The 13,633-nt window shown below is 63.9% G+C and carries 12 protein-coding genes; 5 read left to right on the top strand and 7 right to left on the bottom strand.

The window, feature by feature from the left end; translation table 11 throughout:
• The first annotated feature begins 452 nt into the window (after positions 1-452).
• The 5 genes from istA to ACQCSX_RS01460 all read left to right on the top strand — a co-directional run bounded on the left by istA (position 453) and on the right by ACQCSX_RS01460 (position 4,365).
• Complete coding sequence (istA, locus tag ACQCSX_RS01480; RefSeq protein ID WP_427016398.1) at positions 453-1,919, top strand: IS21 family transposase; 1,467 nt, start codon at positions 453-455, stop codon at positions 1,917-1,919.
• The gene (istB, locus tag ACQCSX_RS01475; RefSeq protein ID WP_427015968.1) at positions 1,916-2,647 is read left to right on the top strand and encodes an IS21-like element helper ATPase IstB; all 732 of its coding nucleotides are present in this window, start codon (positions 1,916-1,918) and stop codon (positions 2,645-2,647) included. The genes istA and istB overlap by 4 nt, the downstream gene beginning before the upstream one ends.
• A 566-nt stretch (positions 2,648-3,213) precedes the next feature.
• Complete coding sequence (locus ACQCSX_RS01470) at positions 3,214-3,387, top strand: hypothetical protein (RefSeq protein WP_427017350.1); 174 nt, start codon at positions 3,214-3,216, stop codon at positions 3,385-3,387.
• Positions 3,388-3,550: 163 nt separating this feature from the next.
• Positions 3,551-3,802 carry an SHOCT domain-containing protein gene (locus ACQCSX_RS01465; RefSeq protein ID WP_427017349.1) on the top strand — a complete coding sequence of 84 codons (252 nt, stop codon included), beginning with the start codon at positions 3,551-3,553 and terminating at the stop codon, positions 3,800-3,802.
• Positions 3,799-4,365: a sulfocyanin-like copper-binding protein gene (locus ACQCSX_RS01460; RefSeq protein ID WP_427017348.1), complete on the top strand. Its 567-nt coding sequence runs from the start codon at positions 3,799-3,801 to the stop codon at positions 4,363-4,365. Before ACQCSX_RS01465 ends, ACQCSX_RS01460 begins: the two co-directional genes overlap by 4 nt.
• Before the next feature lie 748 nt (positions 4,366-5,113).
• On the opposite strand, the gene ACQCSX_RS01455 is transcribed toward ACQCSX_RS01460, so the two are convergent.
• The 7 genes from ACQCSX_RS01455 to ACQCSX_RS01425 form a co-directional block, all read right to left on the bottom strand.
• Positions 5,114-6,220 (bottom strand): Gfo/Idh/MocA family protein, encoded by a 1,107-nt coding sequence (locus ACQCSX_RS01455; RefSeq protein WP_427017347.1) that lies wholly within the window; start codon positions 6,218-6,220, stop codon positions 5,114-5,116.
• Between the two features lie 75 nt (positions 6,221-6,295).
• Positions 6,296-7,381, bottom strand: a complete 1,086-nt coding sequence (locus ACQCSX_RS01450; protein WP_427017346.1) for a Gfo/Idh/MocA family protein — start codon at positions 7,379-7,381, stop codon at positions 6,296-6,298.
• The gene (locus tag ACQCSX_RS01445; protein WP_427017345.1) at positions 7,378-8,397 is read right to left on the bottom strand and encodes a Gfo/Idh/MocA family protein; all 1,020 of its coding nucleotides are present in this window, start codon (positions 8,395-8,397) and stop codon (positions 7,378-7,380) included. The genes ACQCSX_RS01450 and ACQCSX_RS01445 overlap by 4 nt, the downstream gene beginning before the upstream one ends.
• A gap of 2 nt (positions 8,398-8,399) precedes the next feature.
• Entirely contained in the window at positions 8,400-9,491 is a 1,092-nt protein-coding gene (locus ACQCSX_RS01440) for a Gfo/Idh/MocA family protein (RefSeq protein WP_427017344.1), read from the bottom strand.
• A gap of 57 nt (positions 9,492-9,548) precedes the next feature.
• Positions 9,549-10,601 (bottom strand): oligopeptide/dipeptide ABC transporter ATP-binding protein, encoded by a 1,053-nt coding sequence (locus ACQCSX_RS01435; protein WP_427017343.1) that lies wholly within the window; start codon positions 10,599-10,601, stop codon positions 9,549-9,551.
• Positions 10,598-12,568, bottom strand: a complete 1,971-nt coding sequence (locus ACQCSX_RS01430; protein ID WP_427017342.1) for a dipeptide/oligopeptide/nickel ABC transporter permease/ATP-binding protein — start codon at positions 12,566-12,568, stop codon at positions 10,598-10,600. Before ACQCSX_RS01430 ends, ACQCSX_RS01435 begins: the two co-directional genes overlap by 4 nt.
• Positions 12,565-13,521, bottom strand: a complete 957-nt coding sequence (locus ACQCSX_RS01425) for an ABC transporter permease (RefSeq protein ID WP_427017341.1) — start codon at positions 13,519-13,521, stop codon at positions 12,565-12,567. The genes ACQCSX_RS01430 and ACQCSX_RS01425 overlap by 4 nt, the downstream gene beginning before the upstream one ends.
• Between the last annotated feature and the right edge of the window lie 112 nt (positions 13,522-13,633).

Below are 13,633 nucleotides of genomic sequence, written 5' to 3'. Positions count from 1 at the left end.
ACCGCCCCTCCTTCGCCATCCTCTTTTGGAGTACCCCGTGACATCCCGCACCCCCATTTTCCCTACCCGCAAAGCATCCGCCGTGGCCCTGCTGGCCCTGCCCCTCGTGCTGGCCGGTAGCGCACGAGGGTTTCTTTGACGCCACTTCCAAGGCCCCGGTCAAAATCAGCGACACCATCTGTGTGTGATCGACTATCTGTAGGCCGTTTCAGCCGAGAATATGGGCCACGTTGGTGGCTCGTTTCAGGCCAAAAGAGCGGTAAGAATCAGGCCAGTCATTTCATCCCGGAATCAGGTTTCGGGGGCTGGTTTGGAGATAGAGATCACCCGGTGGTTCGGGCCCCGCCTTGAGTGTCAGGGACATGGGCCCGCCACCCCCAGATAGGTTCCTTACGGCGCTGCCATTGCGAAGCGTATGCGCCGGAAGGGCTGGAAAGCAGATGACGGTACCCATGTCCGTACAAGAAAATATCAGACGACTCGACTCCCAGGGAGTCCCCGTGCGGGAGATCGCCCGCAGGCTGGGAGTCAGCCGGACCTCGGCGGCCAAGTACGCCGAGCAGCAGGACTTCTCCCCGGCGCCGCCGGCACCGCTGGCCAGGCCGGGTGCCTCGGTCCTGGCCGGGTTCGAGCACATCATTGAGCGGTGGCTCATCGAGGATGCGCGCCGGAACCGCAAGCAGCGGCACACGGTCAAGCGGATCTTTGACAGGCTCGTGGAAGAGCATGGGTTCACCGGCACCTATTCACCGGTCCAGCGGCACGTGAAGAAATGGTTGGCCGCCAACCGGCAGCCCGGCGAGGGGTTCACCGAACTGGTCTGGCCTGCCGGCACCGTGCAGGTCGACTTCGGTCAGGCCGAGGCCATCATTGCCGGGATCCGGCAGGTCCTGCACATCCTCGTGGTGACCTTCCCGTTCTCGAACATGCGCTTCGTCCAGGCATACCGCGGCGAGACCGCTGAATGCGTTGCCCACGGGCTGCGGACCGTGTTCGAGCACATTCGGGCTGCGCCGCGGCACATGGTCTTTGACAACGCGACGGGCATCGGAAACCGGGTGGGAACCAGGGTGACCGAGACGAAGCTGTTTGGCGCCTTCAAACTCCATTACCGGTCCCAGTCCCGCTATTGCAATCCATACTCGGGCCACGAGAAGGGCAACGTGGAGAACGCGGTGGGGTTCCTGCGCCGGAACTTCATGGTCCCCGAGCCGGAGGCCGCCACCTTGGAGGGGCTCAACAAGGTCCTCATGGCGCGCTGCGATGCGTTGGCCACCACAGTGCACTACCGCAAGGGCCTGCCCCTGGGTGAGCTGTTCGCCCAGGACGTGGCCGCCTCCATGGAACTGCCGGGGATCGGTTTCGATGCCGTGCGCTACGAATCGCGCAAGGCCGACAAGACCGGGAACCTGCTCATTGACGGGAACACGTACGCCGCCGGGCCCGTCTTCCACGGGCGGATGCTCACGGTGGGGTTGGGACACGACGTGGTGCAGATCCTTGACGAGCATTCCGAACCCGTCCGCACGTTCCCACGCGTCTTCGGGAAGCAGGCCGAGACGGTCTTCGACCCGGCTTCCCTGGTGCCGCTGCTCGTGACGAAGCCCGGGGCGTGGTCCCATTCCCCGCTGCGGGCCCTGGTCACCGACCCCGTGCGTGACTGGCTGGACAAAGCCACCGCCACCGGGCGGCGCCGCCTGTTCAACGCCGTGGACGCCGCCTCGTCGGCGGCGGGATTCGATGCCGCGGTGGCCGCTGCCGACACCCTGATCCAGCGCGGGGATGCACCGGACATGGCCATGCTGGGCATGCTGGCCCGCCGTCTGGCTGACGGCACCGAACCGCCGGCAGCCAACGTGGATCTGAGTGTCTATGACACCTTCACCACCCTGAACACCACCACCGGAGAAGTCGCATGAACCCGATCACCGTCCAAGACATCCTCGAAGCGGGCAAGCATGCCTCGCTGACCGGCAGCGTGTTGACCGAATGGGCCGAGAAGGGCACCCCGAAACAACGCGAATACCTCCACGAGGTCCTGCTGGCCGAGCACGAATCCCGGCAGGAGTCACGCCGCCAACGATTGCTGAAGGCAGCGAGGCTGCCGGCCATGAAAACACTCACCGGGTTCGACTACGGCAGTGTCCGGTTCCCGGAGGACTACGGCCGCGAACCCCTCGAATCCCTGGATTTCATCAACCGGGCCCAGGACCTGGTCCTCTACGGGGACGTCGGCACGGGCAAGACCCACATGGCCACCGCCCTGGTGGCCGCAGCCTGCCGGCAGGGCATCCAGGCCAGGTTCTTCACGACCTCCGCCCTGGTCATGATGCTGCGCCGCGCCAAGGACGAAGACCGCCTCGACAAGGAACTGGCCGCCCTGGCCAAGAACCAGCTCCTGGCGATTGACGAACTGGGCTACCTGCCGATCGATACCGAAGGGGCCAGGCTTCTCTTCCAGGTGATCGCTGACGGGTATGAAAAACGCAGCCTGATCATCACCACAAATTTGGAGTTTTCCCGCTGGGGAACAGTGTTCGGGGACGACAACATGGCCGCCGCCGTCATCGACCGGCTGGTCCACCACGGACGGCTTCTGCAATTCCGCGGCGAGTCCTACCGGGTCAAAAATGCCCTCATGAAATAGCCAACCGCTGAAATGGACCAGAAACGGGCCGAGGTGGCCTAATTCTTAGCGCTGAAACGGCCTACTTAGACTTGACGAAACACACCATCGACCTGATGGGCTTCACTGCCACGGGCCACACCGCCGCCTTCTACGCTTCCGGCCACCCGGGCCCCGGCTCAACCCTGCCCAACCCGGCCGGGCTCATCCGCTCCACCGACTCCGGAAAAACGTGGGCGCCGGTCTCCCGGCAGGGCCAGTCCGACTTCCACGCCCTGACCTCCACCAACACGGTCGTGCTGGCGACCACTCAAGACGGCCGGCAACGCTCCACCGACGCGGGCGTGAACTGGATACAGACAGGGCGGATCAGCGGCCAGGTCAACGCCATCACCGCCGGGGAGGGAACGCCAGCAAGCCATGGATCTGGGCCTCCACCGCAACCGGCGTCCAAGTCTCCACAGACAGCGGCGCGACCTTCCGCCCGGCCGCGTCCTAGCCCAATGGCCATCGGCCAACCGTTCCCCACCCTGAGGTGTCAACGATTGGCTACAACCCTGCGCACACCAATCATTTATGGGAACACCATGACGAACAACGAACTTGATGCTGACCCAATGAAGAGCCTGCACCGCTGGATCCTGATGCGGGCCGGCCAGGGGCTCATGGCCGCCGGAGCCCTGCTCACCCTTGCGCAATGGACCGCCCACAGCACCGCAACCGGCCTGCCACCGGAGCTCCAGTCCCTTGTAGCCGACTGACTTCCCCATCGGTGGCGCTTTTGCCCTCATCGGCGCGCTCATGGCCGGGCTGGCGGCCATTCGGCAACGCTGACCAGGTCGGCCGGACAGCCTGATGCCGGGACCAAGGCCTCTGCCAGTCGTTCCACACGCAGGCAACACTGGAGGAAAAGGAGGGCTGACCATGATGTACGGATGGGCTGGAAACGGGATCGGCGGATGGATCGCCATGGCCTTAGTGATGATGCTGTTCTGGGGCGCCGTGATCACCGTCGTGATCCTTCTGGTCCGCGGCAACCGCGGACCTGGTGGGGGCGGCTCCCATGGCCATGTGCCTGATGACGCCGAACGCATCCTCAACGAACGCTTCGCTCGCGGGGAGATCGACGAAACCGAACTCAACGCCCGGCGGACGGCCTTGAGGCGCCGCACGTGAACACGCTATCCAGCAGGGCCGTCGTCCTGCTGGGGGTCCTCGCCACCCTGGTCCTGACCGGCGTTTCCCTAAGCGTCATTGTCCTCACGGGCATCGGCACAAGTCTTGGCGGCTATGGATTCCCCGCCGCCGCCCGATGCACGGTTCCCGCACTGACGGGGACTCTCGTCAGTGTCACGACAACGGATATGGGTGGCCCGATGATGCGCGGCTCCAGGGGGATGGGCGGTATGCGCCTGACCACAGACCGAGCTACCGTCCAGCACGGACAAGTGTCCTTCTTGGTCACCAATGCCGGTCGTCTCACGCACGAAATGGTCATCCTGCCGCTGCCCGGCACACAAGTCGCCGGAACACTCATCGCCAGCAGAGACGGGAAGATCAATGAGGCCAGCAGCCTCGGTGAAGCCGCCGCAACATGCGCCGAAGGTGAAGGTCAAGGCATTCTCCCCGGAAGCTCCAGCTGGGTAACGGTGTACCTTCCACCAGGCCGCTATGAACTGTCCTGGAACCTGCCCGGCCATTACGAGGCTGGCATGTATACGCAGCTCACTGTCACCTAAGGAATGCCAGTCCCAACAACGGCTACCACTCCTGACTGCCTCCCGGAGAACGAGGCTGCGCCGGCCCTAGCCACGCGCTCGTCCCGGACCTGTTCCACAAGATGTGCGTAAAACGGTAAGTATTCGCAACAAACCATCCGGCTCCCTCAAGAGGACTGTTGGACAAGCATGCCTCCGCGGAGCCGTTCCCTGGTGGACGGTCTGAACGGTCTGAACGGTCTGAACGGTCTGGACGGTCTGAACGGTCAACATCCATCACACCCAGGCAGGGAACCCGCCCTGGAGGTGACCCAAACTTTGGGCGTCGCACGAAAAAATACCCAAGAAAGTTTCGCGTAGGTCATGTGGCAAGGCGCGTTTTCCACGATGAATGAGTAAAGAGCAGAACACCGGACCGCAGACCTGAAGAATCGAGGACCCGCAATGGTCAGCAACCAGCGCAACCCACACGCCATGGGCCCGTAAAACCGGGCCAAAACGCCTCGCGAAGCGGACTTCGTGTCAACACTTTGGCGGGTTTTGTCCACAGGCCGAGGCCCAAAGGGCCCCTGACCTGCGGAAACACTGTGCCCGAGGTGGGACTCGAACCGGATTCTTACCCCTGCAACCAGTGGGGTCCCACGGAAGCATGCCGAATCCGGGCCAGTCCGGCACCGGTACGAGCGAGTCCGGAGGTGGTGGGTGTTGACAGTGTCAACACCCACCGAGGAAGTCGAGGTAGTCAGCCCCGGCTGAGGGATAACAACCCTCAGCCGGTGATCTCTGAAACGAGGACCTTGCGTCCCTCCTGCAGCGACAGGCTGAGGGCATCGGCGGTGGCGATGGATGCGGCTGCTGCGGTGCCATCGATAAGCGCGGCAAACTCGGCAATGGCCAGTTCCCCGCGCATGAGGCCGTGGAAGTACGTCAGTTCCTCTTCGATGACCCCGCGCAACCAAAGGGGCGGTTCGATCGTCGGATTGCCAAACAGGACGCCGCCGTCCACAGCACCCCTGTTGTAGAAGGCGGTTCTGTCGTCGTCCTCGTCGACGGTTCGGTGCAGCAGAAACGTCTCAGTGGACTCCGGCGCGCGCAGCTCGACACCGGTGTCCTGCAGGTCGATGCGGATTGCGCCCTTTGTGCCTTCAATGAGCACATAATGTTCAGGCCAGCGGAAGGCCGAACCGTATTCAAGGGCCGCGAAGGTGTTGTTGCCAAACTCCAACGTCATGAGCAGCAGGTCGTCTTCATCACCGAATTCGGGTCCCTGGTGAGCTACATTCCCGCCCGCCATCGTGACCTCAACAGCGGGTCCCATGATGGACTGCACGAAATCGAGTTCATGGATGTGGTGGTAGAGGTGCCCACCGGAAAGGTCGCGCCGCTTCTTCCACGTGACATCCCCTTGGGCCCCTTCCCAGTTGTTCCGCACGGCCCGGGTGAACACGACGTCCCCGATGGCGCCGTCAACAAGAAGGGCCTTCGCTCGCCGCACGCCACTCATGAAATTCATGGCGTGCCCAGCCATGAACACGACGTCGGCGTCTGACGTTGCCGCGATCATCCGGGTGCAGTCCGCGTAGGAAAGTGCGATCGGCTTCTCGCAAAAGACGTGCTTCCCGTGGCGGGCAGCGACGAGGACCGCTTCGGCATGGGCCCAGTTGGGCGAGGCGACAATTACGGCGTCAACGTCATCACTTGAGCAGAGTTCCTCGATGGAGGAGGCCTCCCGGGCGCCCAGGTCGAGGGCTGCCTTCGCGGAGTTGTGTGGATCGAAGACGTAGCTGATGGATGCCGAGGGAAGCTTGAGCAGGGCACGACCGATGGCCAGGCCGAAGTAGCCGGCGCCGACAAGTCCGTAGCGGACTTCAGACATGGGAAATTCCTTTCAGGTGAATGCGTGGAGAAATTGAAAATGTGGGGAATGGGGGGACTGCTCCCAAGCGGCCGGCTAGCCCGTCTGGTTGATGCGGACGGGCTGCCCCTGCGCCACGGAAGCGTAGGCAGCATCGATGACGGACAAGCTCGCCGCGGCCTCCCGGAGACCGTAGGCGGGCCGGGCGCCGTTGCGCAGGTCCTGCACATACCCACTGAGCATGCGGCGCAGGATGGCAACTGAACTCGGCCCGTCAACCGGCAGTGCCGAGACCCCGCCGGAGGTGTCAAACCGGCTGACCTGCGGCTTGTCGTCGTCGGAACTGGCATTGCCGTGGGAGCCAAGAATCCTGATGGTGGAGGACACCGGACCGAGTCCTGGCGCGGCAGGCACGCGGCCCAGGGTGACTGTGGCAGTCACCCCATTCTCGAGCAACAGCGAGGCAATGGCGCAGTCCTCGACGGCAGCGTCTTGGTGCAGTCCGCTGAAAAGGGTCGCCGCCTCGCAATGGACTTCCAGGACCTCCAGCCCAGTCAGAAACCGGATGTAGTCCACCGGGTACAGCAGGAAGTTCAGGATCTCTCCGCCGCCGGACAGATGAGGATCAACGACCAGTTCCGGGCGTTCCACCGACGTCGCGAAATGAGCGCCACTGGCAAACCACTCGACATCCAGGTGAAGTGGCAGTCCCATGCTGCCGGCGTCCACCCAACGCCGCAGCCGCTGGACAGCCGGTGACTGCAGCCGGTTGATGACACTCAAGGTTCCGGCAGAACCGGCCTCCGCCGCAGCGAGGCCGGCGATGTCCACGCTGCTGGTACCAATGGGCTTGTCGACCAACACATGCAAACCGGTAGCCAGCGCGCGGGCGGCAAGCGCCGCATGGCGGATGGGTTCGCTGCATATGACGACGACGTCCACGGCCCGGGCATCAAGCAGTGGCTCCAGCGAATCAAAGTATGGGATGCCCACACTCTCGGCGGCTGCGGCGGAGTCCCCATGCATCCATGCCGGTGATTCCTGGGATTCAGCAATGCCTACCAGTTCGACGTCGGCAAGTTCCGCCAGGATCTCGGCATACGGTACGGCGTGGCGAATGCCCGAGAGGAAGCCCACACGGAGCCTGGGCCGGTCAGCCTGGGTCGATTCCAGATCGGTCATCGGGTTTTCGCTTTCTCGTGGATGGACGGAATGGACAGGTTGACGGCCCGGCCTGTGTCCAGGGATTCCTGTGCGGCCAGCCCCGTGGCAAGCGCCGCACGAACCTCGGCAGTCCTGACGATGGGCTCGGCTCGCCCTTCCATCAGATCCACCCAATGGCGCAGCTGCGCAGTCATCGCATTCTCGACGGAACTCGGGGCAGGCCGCGCCCCATCACTGGTGAGCCCGGGATCATCGGTCGTGCTGTGCGCCAGCGTGCCCTCCGAGCCGGCCACCACGATCCGGCGCAGCACGTCTGCATGTTTGCGCAGGGAGTAGGAGATCTCAAGTAGGGCGAGGGATCCGTCGTCGAACTTCACCGTGAGCTGGAAGCTGTCGTGGACCGGCATCTGGGCGGCATAACTGGGAAACGATCGGGCAAAGACCCTTACCGGCGTCCGCTGCAACAGCCACACGGCCAAGTCGATGCAGTGGCTGCCATTGTGCACCGGATGGCCGCCTGACTTCGCGGCGTCGAGCTGCCATCCGCGCCAGCCGCCGGGCCAAACGTACCCGGTGTACCAGCTGACGTGGGTGAGGCGGGGGGTGCCGATGTCGCCGCCCTGGATAGCCTGGGCGATGGTGGCGATGGATGGCTGGAACCGGACGGTTTGGCCGACCATCAGGCTCAGCCCGCGGCCTTCGGTGGCGGCCACCATGGAATCAAAATCCCCAAGGTTCAGTGCGGCGGGCTTTTCCACATGGACGTGTTTGCCCGCCAGTCCGGCGGCAATGGTGAAACGGGCGTGGTCTGGGGTCGAGTTGGTGATGTCGACCGCATTGATGGCGGGATCATCGAGGATCTGCCGGATGTCCGTTGTTGCCTTGGCGCCTGGATACAGGGCGGCAAGCGACGCCGCGCGGTCCAGATTTGAGCCGTAGACGTATGCCACCTCCACCTCCGGGATCTGCCGCAGCGCTGCCAGATGGTCCCGTGCGATGTTGCCGCTGCCGATGATGGCTACCGTGCAGGCCATCCCTAGACTCCCGCCAAGGAGGTTGCTGCGGCGCCGGACCGGGCGGCCTCGGCCTGCGATATCGCCTCGGTGGCTGCCATGACCGCCGTTGCGGGGGAATCAATGAGCACGCTGTCCTCCCCGCGCATCGCGGCGGCGATTTCCGCCAGTTCACATTCGACGGCCGCCTGCATCCAGAGCGGGCTGGCCGCACCGGGGAGGCCGTAGGCCTGGGGCTGCTCCGCCGACTCCTTCAGCGACGCGTTGGCCACTTCGGAGTCAAAGATGCCCCAGTGGTCGGTCAGTTGGCCATCGGTGAACTGGCTGACGACGCCGGTGCGCAGGTTTGCCTCCAGTGCGGCCGCCGTTCCGGAGACGCGAAGGCGCCAGTCCGGCACGTGGGCCGACGTCGACAATTCGTGGTGGGCCACGGCGCCCGAGGCGAACTTCAGAGTGGTCTTGTGGACGCTGTCTTCAACGTTCGCCCCGGCGCGCTGGGGCGCACCAACCGTCGCGCGGATATCCACCGGTTCGCCAAAGATCCACGTCAGCAAGTCGAGTTCATGAATCTCGTGGAGCAATTCGCCACCGCTGCGGCTGCGGTCAAGCTTCCACCAGCTCTCCGTTCCGTCGGGTACATGAACCAGCCGCGAACGGCTGCCATATCCCTCCAGGAGCGTGCCGAGCGAGCCGGAGCGCGCGGCGTGGAACATCCTCTTGATGCCTGGCATCGTCCGTTCCACGTGGCCCACGATGAGTTTGCCGCGGCTTTTCCCGGCGGCATCAACCACGGCTACGGCGTCAAGGCCTGTGATGGCCAACGGCTTCTCGACGAAGACGCTCTTGCCGGCCTTGAGCAGGGAAATGGCCGCTGCAGCATGGGTGTGGTTCGGTGTGGCGATCATGACCAGATCGACGTCGTCGGCCACGGCCAACTCATCGGTATGGCCGAGCGCCCTGGCGCCCACACGGGCGGCCAGCTCCCTTGCCGAAGCAAGGTCAAGGTCGCAGATGGCGACAACGTCGAAGGCGTCGTGCGAGGTGCAGGCGACGGCCAGGGTGGTGCCGAAGAACCCGGATCCAAGCACAGCTACGCGGACGGGAGGAAGACTCATGGTGTGCCTCTTCAAGATGATGGGAAGGTTTCAAGGATTCATTTGGGGAGGGCCCGGTTACGCTGACCGCGGCCCGGCGTCGGCGGTGCCATCGCCCACCGGGTGGTAGCAACGCAGCGTGTGCAGGGGCTCCCGGCTGAGGACCGTCAGCGGCGGCATCTCCCCGGCGCATTCCGAACTCGCCTTCCAACAGCGTGTGCGGAAGGGGCAGCCGGACGGCGGCCGGACCGCTGATGGGACGGGGCCCTCAAGGCTGATCGGGTTGATCTCGTCGAGGATGCTGGGTGTGGCCGAGAGCAGGGCCTTGGTGTAGGGGTGCGCCACTCCCCCGGGCGTCAGGGCCGAAGGCACCTCTTCGACAATCCTGCCCAGATACATGGTGACGATGCGGTCGCTCATCCGACGCACAGTTTGGATGTCATGGGAGATGAAGATCATCGCCAGATTCATGTCCACTTTGAGGCGCAGCAGCAGGTTCAGGATTTGGGCACGCACTGAGACGTCCAGGGCCGAGGTTGGCTCGTCCGCCACCAGCAGCGACGGTCCGAGCGCGAGCGCCCGGCCGATGGCTACGCGCTGGCACTGTCCGCCTGACAACTGCGTGGGCAGGGCATCCGCGGCGCTCGTTGGCAGGCCAACGAGGTCCATGAGTTCGCGCACGCGCTCCTCCCGGCTGCTGCCGCTTCCAATGCCGTGGACGTCCAATGGGTCGCGGAGGATCCGGCGGATGGGCAGGCGGCGGTTGAGGGCTGTCGATGGATCCTGGAAGATCATGCCCACATTGCGGCCAAACTCCGTCCGGCGGTGCGCATCGGTCATTTGCCACAGCGGCGCACCATTGAACAGGACCTCGCCGTCGGACGGCTTTTGAAGGCCGACGATGGTTTTCGCCAGGGTGGACTTTCCACAACCGGATTCACCGACGATGCCCACCGTTTCCCCAGCGGCGACGCTCAGGTTGGCCCCGGTGAGTGCGTAGACCGTTTCCTTGCCCAGCAGACTCGATCCCTTGATCTGGTGCCGGACATGAATGTCCGTCAATTCGAGGACGGGCGTTTGCGTTGTTGACGACGCTGTCATCCCTAGCGTCTGGGTGAGCGGCTCGGTCATGTCAGTGCCTCTTCTTTCAATGATCCCGCCAGGTCAATGGCCGGGTGGTGGCATGCCACCAGATGGTGTTCCGGGGTCCTGCTCACAGGCGGTTCCTCGGTCCGGCAGAGGCCTGTGGCCAGGGGGCAGCGATCCGCAAACCGGCATCCTGCGGGGAAACTCGCGGGCGACGGGACGACGCCCTTGATTTGTGTGAGCGTTTCATCCCCTGCTTCCAAGGACAGGACGGCGGAGAGCAGGCCCCGGGTGTAGTGGTGGGCGGGTTGGCCGATGACGGCGTCAATGGATCCGGCCTCGGCCACCTGGCCGCCGTACATGACCACCACGCGGTCGGCAATATCCGAGACCAGCGCCAGGTCGTGTGAAACGAGCACGAGCGCGAATCCCAGCTCATCCTTGAGCCGCAGCAGGAGCTTCATGACCTGGGCCTGGACCGTCACGTCCAGCGCCGTCGTCGGTTCATCGGCAACGATCAGCTTGGGTTCCCGGGACAAGGCCATGGCAATCAGCACCCGCTGGCGCTGTCCGCCGGAGAGTTCGTGGGGGTAGGCCTTGAGGGTTCGCTGCGGGTCCAAATTGACCAGTTCCAGCAGTTCTTCGCAGCTGCGCTTGCCGCCGCGCCGGACAAACTGGCCCAGTTGGGCGCGGACGGTCATGGCCGGGTTGAGGGAGGAGAGCGCGTCCTGGTAGATCATCGAGATGCCGTGGCCCATTTGTGCCCGGCGCTGGGATGCCTTCATTTCCAGCAGGTTCTGTCCCTGGAACAGGATGGAACCGCCGATCTGCGCACCACGAGGCTCCAGGCCCATGATGGCCAGGGAGGTGAGGGATTTGCCGCAGCCGGATTCGCCGATCACCCCCAGGACTTCACCGGGCCTGACATCGAAGTTGACGCCGTTGACCACGTTGACGCCGTTATGGCGGTCGCGGAAGGAAATGGTGAGGTCCTGCACCTGAAGGACGGGTTCCAACCCGGAGAAGTCTTTGAGCCGGCCTTTGATCCGGGCGGCCGCGGCCACCAGGCCTGGAAGTTCCACCACTGCCGCGGCGGCCTGCGCTTCCTTGACTTCCGACTGTTCAGCTTTCCGTGCCGTAACCGCGGCTTTTGAGGCCTTGGCAGTGGGCGCGGCCAGGGCATCGGCGATGCCTTCGGAGAGGATGTTGAGGGACACCACCGTGAGGAAGATCAGGATGCCTGGGAAGGTGGTGGCCCACCAGCCGCCGAGCATCAGCAGTTCCTTGCCCTCGGCGATGACGCTGCCCCAGGACGCATAGGGCTGCTGTACGCCTGCTCCGATGAAGGACAGGGAGGCTTCAAAGACGATTGCGTCCGCCACGAGGACGGTGCAGAACACCAAAATCGGTGCGGCGCAGTTGATGGCCACATGCCGGGTGATGATGAAGAAACGCTTGGCGCCGATGATCTTCTCGGCCGCCACGTAGTCTTCACCGTATTGGTCCAGCACGTTGGCCCGGACAATGCGCGCCACCATGGGCGTGTAGAGGAAACCGATAGCGGCGATAAGGACCGGTAGATCACGGCCAAAGACGGCCACCAGGACTGCGGCGAGGGCAATGCCCGGAAACGCCATGATGATGTCCAGCACGCGCATGATGACTTCATCGACCACTTTGCGGCTGGTGGCGGCGATGGAACCAATGACGGCACCGGCCACCAACGCCAGCAGTGTCGAGCCGAGGCCGATGGCCAGCGACCAGCGCGCACCTGTGGCCAATCGGGCCAACAGGTCGCGGCCCTGGCCGTCCAGTCCGAGGGGGTGCGCCCAGCTGGGGGCCTTGTGGGGTGCCACCGTTTGCAGGTTGGGGTCGGCTGTGATGATCATCGAACCAAAGATGGCGCCCAGTGCCACCAGCGTGATGACGACGACGGCGATCCAGCCGGAAACGGTGAGTCTGCCGAGTTTGAACCCGGGCTGCGAAAGGCGCTGGGTGAGCTGCTTTCTCATGAAGTGTGGCTCCTCAGGCGGGGGTTGGCGATCATGGAGAGAATGTCGACGACAAGGTTGATGACGACAAAGCCCAAGGCGATGGTCAGGACTGCTCCTTGGACGATGGCCGGTTCGTTGTTCTTCACTGCGTCGATCATGATCTGGCCCATGCCCGGCAGGTTGAACATCTGCTCAATCACCACGGCACCGCCCATCAGGTACCCCACCCGCAGTCCCAGGACGTTGAGAGGATTGATCAACGCGTTGCGCAGGACGTTGCGGCCCACCACTACGACGGGGTGCAGTCCCCCACCGCGGGCGGTGCGGACGTAGTCCCTGTCAAGTTCCTCCACCATGGAGGTGCGGATGATGCGGGTCATTTGGGCGGCGATGGGAAATGCCAGGGACAGTGCTGGCAGCGTCATGCTCTGAAGCCAGCCGGTGATGGAGTCCCCCGGGTTGACATAGCGGCTGGATGGAAAGATTGGGTTCTCGATGGCCAGCCACTGGACCAGCAGAAGCGCGATCCAGAACGACGGTGCGGCTACGCCAAGCAGCGTGACGACGCGGATGATCTGGTCGGGGGCGCGGTCCCGGTAGATGGCCGAGACCGTGCCGAGAATGAATGCCAGCACCAGCGCTATGACCAGACCAAGAAGCGTCAGCTGAAGTGTCAACGGCAGGGCCGTGGAAATCATGTTGAGGACGGTTTCTCCGGTGGACAGGCTCTTGCCCAGCTGGCCCTGGATGATCAGTCCCACGAAGACGAAGTACTTCACAAAAAAGGGCTCGTTGAGACCATGTTCTTCGCGGAACTGGTCGAGCTGGTCTGCCGACACCGGGGCATCGGCAAAAACGGCAACAGCCGGGTCTGTCTTGGAGAACTGCATGACGGTGAAGACGAAGAGGATGATGCCCAGAACCAGCGGCACCAGCGAGATGACACGTCGTCCGAGCAGCCGTAGAACCATTACCACTGCGGAATCCTTAGAGTTGGGGAGCAAAGAAGGTGTTTGCCGGGGCCCAGTCCCACCGGGGCCCCGGCAAACACTCGTTGTTTGCCGGGCCCTGTCCTACCAGGGC

This window comes from Pseudarthrobacter sp. P1 (genome assembly GCF_050156935.1).
Lineage (GTDB): Bacteria > Actinomycetota > Actinomycetes > Actinomycetales > Micrococcaceae > Specibacter.
This window is presented reverse-complemented; position numbering and strand designations above follow the sequence as displayed.